This window comes from Alterinioella sp., assembly GCF_058343375.1.
The window spans coordinates 104,985-113,957 of the sequence record NZ_JBTUJH010000019.1 but is presented as its reverse complement, the minus strand read 5'-3'; the positions used below and the strand labels follow the sequence as shown (position 1 = coordinate 113,957).

The 8,973-nt window shown below is 62.9% G+C and carries 7 protein-coding genes; 1 reads left to right on the top strand and 6 read right to left on the bottom strand.

Features of this window, described 5'->3' with window-relative positions; translation table 11 throughout:
- The 5 genes from ACW8PS_RS03760 to ACW8PS_RS03740 form a co-directional block, all read right to left on the bottom strand.
- Window positions 1–2,026: GcvT family protein (locus tag ACW8PS_RS03760; RefSeq protein ID WP_491525936.1), on the bottom strand; the 2,026-nt coding region annotated here is incomplete at its 3' end.
- Complete coding sequence (locus ACW8PS_RS03755; RefSeq protein WP_491525935.1) at window positions 2,023–2,916, bottom strand: phosphotransferase; 894 nt, start codon at window positions 2,914–2,916, stop codon at window positions 2,023–2,025. The genes ACW8PS_RS03760 and ACW8PS_RS03755, both read right to left, overlap by 4 nt.
- Window positions 2,913–4,934 (bottom strand): ABC transporter permease, encoded by a 2,022-nt coding sequence (locus ACW8PS_RS03750; RefSeq protein WP_491525934.1) that lies wholly within the window; start codon window positions 4,932–4,934, stop codon window positions 2,913–2,915. The genes ACW8PS_RS03755 and ACW8PS_RS03750 overlap by 4 nt, the downstream gene beginning before the upstream one ends.
- The gene (locus ACW8PS_RS03745; protein WP_491525933.1) at window positions 4,931–5,959 is read right to left on the bottom strand and encodes a quaternary amine ABC transporter ATP-binding protein; all 1,029 of its coding nucleotides are present in this window, start codon (window positions 5,957–5,959) and stop codon (window positions 4,931–4,933) included. The genes ACW8PS_RS03750 and ACW8PS_RS03745 overlap by 4 nt, the downstream gene beginning before the upstream one ends.
- A gap of 106 nt (window positions 5,960–6,065) precedes the next feature.
- Complete coding sequence (locus ACW8PS_RS03740; RefSeq protein ID WP_491525932.1) at window positions 6,066–6,998, bottom strand: ABC transporter substrate-binding protein; 933 nt, start codon at window positions 6,996–6,998, stop codon at window positions 6,066–6,068.
- 198 nt (window positions 6,999–7,196) lie between these two features.
- Between ACW8PS_RS03740 and ACW8PS_RS03735 the strand changes: the two genes are divergently transcribed.
- On the top strand, window positions 7,197–7,967 hold the full coding sequence (locus ACW8PS_RS03735) for a DeoR/GlpR family DNA-binding transcription regulator (protein WP_491525931.1): 771 nt from the start codon (window positions 7,197–7,199) through the stop codon (window positions 7,965–7,967).
- Window positions 7,968–8,031: 64 nt separating this feature from the next.
- Here ACW8PS_RS03735 and ACW8PS_RS03730 read toward each other — a convergent pair whose 3' ends face one another.
- Window positions 8,032–8,961, bottom strand: a complete 930-nt coding sequence (locus ACW8PS_RS03730; RefSeq protein WP_491525930.1) for a choline/ethanolamine kinase family protein — start codon at window positions 8,959–8,961, stop codon at window positions 8,032–8,034.
- Window positions 8,962–8,973: the final 12 nt, after the last annotated feature.

Below are 8,973 nucleotides of genomic sequence, written 5' to 3'. Positions count from 1 at the left end.
CCTTTTCCAGCCGCAGCGTTTCAATCGCCCGGTAGCCGGCATTGCGCAGCCCATACGCAGCCCCGGCCCGGTGCAGCGCATGATAGACCGTGACGGCATATTCGACCGGCAGATGCAGCTCCCACCCCAGTTCGCCCACATAAGTTATGCGCAGCGCATTGACCGGACAGCCCGCGATGCCGATGGTTTTTGCGGTGCCAAAGGGGAAACCCTCATGGCTCACATCATCGCGGGTGACCGCAGACAGGATGTCACGCGCGTTGGGGCCAAACAGCGACAGAACCGAATAAGATGATGTCACATCAACCAGTTGCGCATTCATGCCATCAGGGATCGAGCGCGCGATATGGCTGAAATCATGCGTCGCAAATCCGGTGCCGGTGATGATGTAATATTCATCCTCGGCGATCCGGACACAGGTCAGGTCGCACTCGATGCCGCCATGATCGTTCAGCATCTGGGTATAGGTCAGCGACCCCACCGGCTTGGCCACATCGCCCGCCGCGATCCAGCCAAGTGCTGCCTCCGCATCCGGGCCTTTCAGGATGAATTTGGCGAATGAGGTCTGGTCAAACAGCACCGCCTTTTCGCGGGCCGCCTTGTGTTCGCGCGCCACCGCAGCATGCCAGTTGGGGCGGCCAAATGTATAGATGTCGTGCTGCACTTCTCCCCCCTCCACATCCGCGAACCAGTTCGGCCGCTCCCATCCCAGTTTCTCGCCAAACACCGCGCCATCAGCCTTGAGGATCTCATAGAGCGGCGATGTCCGGCAGGGCCGCCCGCTGGAATGCTCCTCGGAGGGCCAGGCCATGGTGTAATGCTTGCCGTAAGCCTCATAGGTGCGGGCGCGGATCCAATCGGTATCGAAATGCGGCCGCCCGAAACGGCGGATATCGACCGACCACAGATCATAGGGCGGCTCGCCCCTGGCGACCCATTCCGCCAGCGCCATGCCGGCACCACCGCCGGCGGCAATGCCAAACGCGTTGAACCCCGCGCCGACGTAGAAATTCTTCAGCTCCGGGGCCTCTCCCAGAATGAAATTGCCATCAGGGGTGAAGCTTTCCGGCCCGTTGACCAATTGCTTGATCCCCGCCGTTTGCAGCGCCGGAACCCGGCCAAGCGACAGCTCCATCAACGGCTCGAAATGGTCGAAATTACTGTCAAGCAGCGTGTAGTGAAAATCCTTCGGGATGCCGTTTTCGGCCCACAGGATCGGGTTGGGCTCATAGCCGCCCATCACCAGACCGCCGACCTCCTCCTTGTAATAGGTCAGCCGGTCGGGGTCACGCAGCGTGGGCAGATCTCTGGGCATGCCGGGGATGGCTTCGGTCACCATATATTGATGCTCGACCGGAACCAGCGGCACATTCACACCCACGGATCTGGCAAAATCCCGCGTCCATTGCCCGGCGCAGGCAATGACCACGCCGCAGGCGATATAGCCGCGTTCGGTCTCGACCCCCTTGATGATGCCGCGATCCACATCGACCGACAGCACCTTGCAATCCTCAAATATCTGCGCCCCCGCCATCCGTGCGCCCTTGGCCAGCGCCAGGGTGATGTCAGACGGGTTCGCCTGCCCGTCAGTGGGCAAAAACGCCGCCCCCACGACATCGCCGATATCCATCAGCGGCCACAGATCCTGCGCCTCCGCTGGCGTCAAAAGCTGCATATCCAGACCAAAGGACTGCGCCGTGGTCGCCTGGCGCTTCACCTCAATCCAGCGTTCAGCGTTGCAGGCCAGCCGCAGCCCGCCATTCATCTTCCAGCCGGTGGCCTGCCCGGTCTCGGCCTCAAGCCGGTCATAAAGATCCACCGAATAACCCAGAAGCTGCGTGATATTGGCGCTGGATCGCAACTGCCCGACCAGCCCCGCCGCGTGAAACGTGGTGCCCGAGGTCAGCTTCTTGCGCTCCAGCAGCACCACATCCCAGCCAAGCCGCGCCAGATGATAGGCGGTGGAACAGCCGACAATGCCGCCGCCCACGATGACAGCCTGCGCCGTGTTCGGAAAATCACTCATGAGGAAAGCCTCCCGGCGGAAAACGCATCAAACGCGACCTGGAAACGGTCCATGTTTCTGGCGGTGTAATCGGCATAGTCGAAATCAAGCACCGAGGTCAGTTCCGAGACCATCGACCACATGGTTTCGCGCAGCAGCGAGGCGCATTTCATCGCCGCATAGCTGTGCAGTAATTCAGGCGTCGGCGCGGTGCCGAAATAGGCGCGCAGCATGGCGGCCTCGGCCTCCGGCCCCAGCCCGGCATTGGAGGCCAGCCCGCCAAGATCAAACAGCGGTGAATTGAAGCCGCCATATTCAAAATCAATCAGCCAGAACCGGGTGTCGCCGCGCAGGATATTGGCCGGCAGCAGATCATTATGGCCAAGCACCAGATCCACCGGCCCGACCGCGCGTTCCAGTATCGCAGCCTGATCCAGCAGGTCCTGCAACCGGTTTGCATGGCCCGAGCCACGATCGCGCAGGGTTCCGGCATAATCGCGCAGGATATGAAACACCCAGAATGTCAGCACCGGCCCGCGCAGGTATCCGGGGCCGTCACGGTGCAGGCGCGCCACCAGATCGACCACCTGCAACAGCGTGTCGGCATCGTGCAGGTCAGCCTCCGACAGCGCCCCGGCCTCCACGTAATCCAGCACCAGCACGCCGGGTTCGCAATGGACCACACCGGGGGCGACGCCGGCCCCATGGGCGGCGCGGCTGATGGCAAGCTCGTTCCAGCGCAGCACCTGATGTTCGGGAATATCCTCGCCCAGGCGCACCACGTAATGCCGCCCGCCATCGCCAAGCTTGATATTGTGATTGGTGATACCGCCCTCCAGCGGCACGGCATAATCGGCTGCGTCCCAGCAGGTCAGCGACAGGGCCTTTTGAATGGCGTCTTCCGGTGTCATGCCACCCCCAGATTTTCTTTGGATTTCTGTGCCATCGCCGACACCATGCGATCAGCGATGATCGCGATGAAGGCCACCGACAACCCGGCCACGATGCCCTGCCCGGTATCGGCGCGCGTCAGCGCGATATAGACCTCCTGACCCAGATCGCGGGTCCCCACCAGCGCCGTGATCACCAGCATCGACAGCGCCAACATGATGGTCTGATTGAGACCAAGCAGCATCGACGGGGCCGCCAGCGGCAGCTTGATCCGCCACAAGAGCTGCCATCTGGTGCAGCCCGAAATCAGCCCGGCCTCGATCATCTGTGGCTCGATGGTGCGAATACCGTGGGCGGCGTAGCGCACGGCAGGGGCCAAAGCATACAGCACCACCGCAATCATGGCCGAGAAATCACCAACCCGGAACAGCATCACCACCGGGATCAGATAGACAAAACTGGGCAAGGTCTGCAGCGTGTCGATGATACTGCCCAAAATGGCGTTGGCGCGCGCATTCTGCCCGGCCCAGATGCCAAGCGGCACCCCGATGACATAGGCGATCAGCACCGAAGTGCCGCAGAGATAGATCGTCGTCATCGCCTCGCGCCAAAGACCGACAGCGGCCAGAAACCACACCATCAACGCCGTCATCAGCGCCAATCCGGCTCCACCCACGCGCCATGCGGCCAGCGCCGCCGCCACGATACCCCATGGCCACGGAATGCCCGCGAAAAACCGTTTGATCGGCAGCAGCAGAAAGGTCAGGAAAAAGCTCTTGATGGCCTCGAGCGTGTCAAAGTAATTGACGTTGATATATTCCATCGCATCACGCCAAAAGGCCGAGGTTGTCAGCGTCAGCCCGTCCGGGAAATCGGTGATCTGCGGCAGGAAAAGACCCGCCACATAGGTCACACCCATCACCGCCAGCACCATGAACAGCCAGGGGTGGCGCGCCATCAGGCCAAGCCCCGCAGCAGGGATCGGATCGGGCGGCTTGCGGGCAAAGGCCTGGCTCAACCGGTCCAGCGCCACCGCCATCACCACGATCGCCAGCCCGGCCTCGATGCCGCCACCGATATCCAGCCGCCGCAGCGCGCTGAGCACATCAAAGCCAAGCCCGCCAGCCCCGATCATCGACGCGATGATGACCATGTTCAGGCTCAGCATGATCACCTGATTGACGCCAACCATCAGCGTCGGCGCGGCCGATGGGATCAGCACTTTCCACATCAATTGCCGGCGCGTGCAGCCGACCATGCGACCGGCCTCGACCACTTCCACCGGCACCCCGCACAGCGCCACCGTGGTCACGCGCACCATCGGCGGCATCGCGTAGATGATGGTCGCGACCAGCGCCGCGACCGGGCCAAAGCCGAACATGAACAGGATCGGCACCAGATAGGCAAAGACCGGCACCGTCTGCATCAGATCCAGCACCGGGCGCAGGATCCGGTCGACCCACCTGAAACGATAGGCGAGGATGCCCAGAAACAGCCCGCCCAGAACGCCAAGCGGCACCGCGATCAGCACCGAGGACAGCGTCACCATGGCGCTTTCCCATTGGCCAAATACGGCAATGTAGAGAAAACAGAGCCCCACCAGCAAGGCCAGGCCAAGATCGCGCGCATAGGCCCCAAGCGCCACCAGCGCCACGATGATGGCGATCCAGGACAGTTCCGGCGCGATCTCGACCGCCTGGCTGCCCTGCCCGCGCAGAAACCCGTCGGCGATGGCCGCGCGCACCAGATCATAGGGGGCCTCGATCATCGCCGATATGGCGCGGGTGACGTCGCGAAAGCTGACCGGGCCAATGGCGGCGTCCTCCATCAACCAGGCAATCGCGGCGCTGATACTGTCCTCCAGCGGCAGTTGAAACTGCGCCGGGTAGCGGATGATCCAACGCGCATCAAACGCCTGGTATATCTGCATGGCATTCGAGGACAGCACCCAGGTCACCACAAAAAGCGCGCCCCAGAACAGCCAGCCGCTGCGCAAGATCCGCGCAAGCCCGCCCTGTTCTGCACCCTCGCCCGTCATCGCCGCGCGCCCCTGGCCATCGCCGCCACGATCGCCTGCGCATCGACCGACCCCACCACTGTGCCACCCGCATCGACCACCGCCAAAGGCTGCGCGCTGGCGGCGATCCGCTCCATCGCATCGGCCAGGATCATATCTTCGCGCAAGCTATCCGCGACGGCATTGGCAGGCAGAACCGGCCCCATCACCGAGCGCAGTTTCAGCACTTTTTCGCGCGGGATGTGATGGGTGAACTCGGCGACATATTCATCGGCCGGGTTCAGCACCAGTTCTTCGGGCGTGGCGGTCTGCACGATCTCGCCATCCTTCATCACCGCGATCCGGTCGGCCAGCCGGATGGCCTCCTCGAAATCATGGGTGATGAACACGATGGTCTTGTGCAGCAGCGATTGCAGGCGCAGAAACTCATCCTGCATCTCGCGCCGGATCAGCGGGTCGAGCGCCGAAAACGGCTCATCCAGGAACCACAGTTCCGGGTCGCCGACCAGCGATCTTGCAATGCCGACGCGCTGTTGCTGACCGCCAGACAATTGCCGCGGAAAGGCGTTTTCGCGGCCCTCAAGCCCCACAATCGTGATCATCTCACGCGCCCGCGCCTCGCGCGCGGCCCGCCCCACACCCTGCACATCCAGCGGAAAAGCCACATTCTGCAACACCGTCAGATGCGGCAGCAGGGCAAAGTTCTGAAACACCATGCCCACCTTCTTGCGGCGCAGCGCGATCAGCTCTTTCTCGCGCATCCGCAACAGGTCATCCCCGGCAAACAGGATCGAACCGGCGGTCGGCTCCACCAGCCGAGAAAGGCAGCGCACCAGGGTGGATTTGCCCGATCCCGACAGCCCCATGATGACAAAGATTTCGCCCTCATGGATGGTGACATTGGCATCGCGCACCGCGCCGACAATGCCCGCCCGCGCCAGAATATCAGCCGAAGGTTTGCCGTCATGGGCGGCCAGAACCTCGGCCGCGCGCGGGCCATAGAGCTTCCAGACACCCTGACAATCCAGCTTGACGGTGTTGTTCATGCGCGCGTCCTTCGGTCACGGGCCCGGCAAATGCCGCAACCGTTCCGGGCAAAAAAACGGGTGGCAGGCAGGCGGGCCCGCATGCCACCCGGCAGATTGGGCAATGTTACTCGATCCAGCCCCGGATCGCCTCGGCATTGGCCGCGACCCAGGCTGCGGCGGCATCCTCGACCGACACGCCCTCCAGATCGATCTGCGCCACCAGCGCGCCCATATCGGCATTGCTGATCTGATAGTTGCGGATCACATCGGCAGCACCGGGCCATTGATCTTCGATACCGGCCCAGGCCACCGTCCAGATCGGGCCGCGCGGCTTGCCGCAATCATAGGCCAGATCGGGGTTTATGCCCCAGGACGGATCGGAATAGCATTCCGCCGCATATTCAGGAAACTCGATGAAACTGCCCTCATAGCGCGACGCGGCCCAATGCGGCACATAGACCCACAGCAGAACCGGGGCCTGGCGCTGATAGGCCGATTCCAGTTCCGCAAACAGCGCCGCATCGGTGCCGGCATGGACAACCTCGTAATCCAGCTCCAACGCCTCGATGCGTTCCTCGTCAAAGCCGCCCCAGGTGACAGGGCCGCCAAGATAGCGGCCAAAAGGCGCGGTTTCGGCGGTGGCAAACTCGGCGGCACAATCATTCAGCGCCTCCCAGTTGGGCAGGCCGGGGCAAACCTCCTCCATATAGGACGGATACCACCATTCCTCGATCGCCTGCATGCCGCCTTCACCCAGATTGATCACATCGCCGGTGGCAAAGGCCGCATCCATCGCCTCGCGGCCGGTGGTTTCCCAGATCTCGACCGCAACTGTCAGATCGCCGCTGCGCAGCCCCGCGAATTGCGCGATATAATCAGCCTGCACCAGTTCGGTATTATACCCGGCCTCTTGCAGGATCAGGCTGAGAATATTGGCATTCACGATCTGACCGGACCAGTCATGCGTGGTGATCCGGATCGGATCATCGCTGACCTGGGCCATTGCCGGTGCCGCGGCCAGAGCCATCGCCACGCCAAGCGCCGTTGAAATTCGCATGTTTCTTTCCCCCTGTTGATATCGTCCAGCGGCCCGCTGGCAGGCAGGCCATTGCCGGTAGCCTGCCCGATTTCGGGCATTTTGCAATATAAAACGTGTGTTTTTGTTGTTTCTTGCCCCAAATACGCAAATACTGGGCATTGAGGTGGCCGGGGTCTGCGCATAGACCGGCCGCCATGGCTTACGGGGGAACCGGGTTTGGACGCGCATCAGAATCATACGCAGCAGGCGATTGTCACCAGCCTGCGCCGCGCCGGTGGCAGTTTGCGCATCTCAGCCCTGGCCGAACAGCTGCACGTGTCCGAGGAAACCATCCGCCGCAATCTCAAACGGCTGGCCAGCCGCGGGGCCGTGGTCAAGATGCATGGCGGGGCCAAGCTCAGCGATGTCGATGATGAGGGCGATTTTCACCAGCGCCTGTCGCTGAACCCCGAGGCCAAGAAAATGGTCGCACGCGCCGCCGCCGGGATGATCCCCGATGGCAGCTCGATCTTTCTCGATGTCGGATCGACCACCTCCTATATCGCCGATGCGCTGCGCGACCATCATCGGCTGATGGTGGTCACCAATTCGGTCTCGGTCGCCTATAAGCTGGCCACCCGCAACGGCAATCGCGTCTATATGGCGGGCGGTGAATTGCGCGCCCATGATGGTGGGGCCTTCGGTGCCGAGGCGCTGGCCTTCGCGCGCAATTTCAAGACCGATTTCGCGGTTCTGTCCGCTGCCGGCATCAATGCGCATCACGGGTTCATGTTGTTCGATCTGCAAGAGGCGATGTTTTCGCGCGCCATCCTGGAAAACGCCGCCCACAGCATTGTGGCCGCCGATGGCAGCAAGTTTGGCCGCCCGGCCCCGATCACGGTCTGCGATCCCACCCAGATCGACATGCTGGTAACCGACCGCCCACCCGAACCCGATCTGGCCGCGGCGCTAAAGGGTTGGGGCATCGCAATGACCATCGCGCAGTGATGGATCGGGCCGCCATGGCCGCCACGCCAGATCAGCAGGCCAGCATGCGGGATCCCATCGCAGCCTACCCCGCCGCCACCGCCGCCAGATGCCCGTCCCATGCCGGATCGGCCATCAATGCCCTGCAGCGACCAAAGCGCCCCGCGGCATAGGCCCGGAAATCCTCGGCCTGATTGCCATCGGCCAGTTGGATCAACCCCCAAAGCGTCCATAAAAGATCACACATCGCCTTGTAGATCACCATCCGCCCGACCTGCGCCGGGCTCGGGTCGCCGCCGAAATAGCCGCGCAGCAGCTCCGCCTCCAGCGCGGGCGTCATTTCGGCCTCGACCGCCAGATCACCAACATCCCATAGCGGATCATTCATGCCGGAATATTCCCAATCGACGATCCACATCACCTTGCCATCATCGAGAAAGTTCTCGCAAAGCGGATCGCAATGGCACGGGGCCAGCGCGGCCGGATGCGCCGCCAGCAGATCCTTGACCGGTGCCGCGGCCGCCACCACGTCATGATAGCCCTCGGGCAGTGCCACATCCCGGCCCGACAGAACCTCCAGATACTCCGCGATCATCGCAAACAGCTCGAACCGGAACTCGAAGGAGACGCCGGATCGGTGCAGTTTCGCCAAAGCCACCCCGGCCCGCCCGGCGGCCCCGTCGCGGCTGGCAAAAAGCGCCGGCGTCATGGTGACGATATCGGCAATCGCCTGCGACACCATCAGCCCGGTCGCGGCATCGGCATGCAGCACCTTTGCCGAGACCCCGGCCCGATAGGCGGCGCGCGCATTGGCGGCCTCGACCGCGCGGTCGATATAATCGCCGGTGCCGGCGCCGGCGATCCGCACGATCAGGCTCTGGCCCCTGATATCAACGCGATGCACCAGATTGGTCAGGCCGCCAAGCCGGATGATCCGACATTCCTCTGCCCGCACATCGCCATATCCCGGCGCTTGCCGCAGCCCGGCCACAACCGCCTCCAAATGCTCACTCATCGCGCCCGCCTC

What these genes read in the sequence shown, in the direction of transcription:
- ACW8PS_RS03755 (WP_491525935.1), bottom strand. Translation starts at nt 2,916, where the DNA reads ATGACACCGGAAGACGCCATTCAAAAGGCCCTGTCGCTGACCTGCTGG.
- ACW8PS_RS03750 (WP_491525934.1), bottom strand. Translation starts at nt 4,934, where the DNA reads ATGACGGGCGAGGGTGCAGAACAGGGCGGGCTTGCGCGGATCTTGCGC.
- ACW8PS_RS03745 (WP_491525933.1), bottom strand. Translation starts at nt 5,959, where the DNA reads ATGAACAACACCGTCAAGCTGGATTGTCAGGGTGTCTGGAAGCTCTAT.
- ACW8PS_RS03740 (WP_491525932.1), bottom strand. Translation starts at nt 6,998, where the DNA reads ATGCGAATTTCAACGGCGCTTGGCGTGGCGATGGCTCTGGCCGCGGCA.
- ACW8PS_RS03730 (WP_491525930.1), bottom strand. Translation starts at nt 8,961, where the DNA reads ATGAGTGAGCATTTGGAGGCGGTTGTGGCCGGGCTGCGGCAAGCGCCG.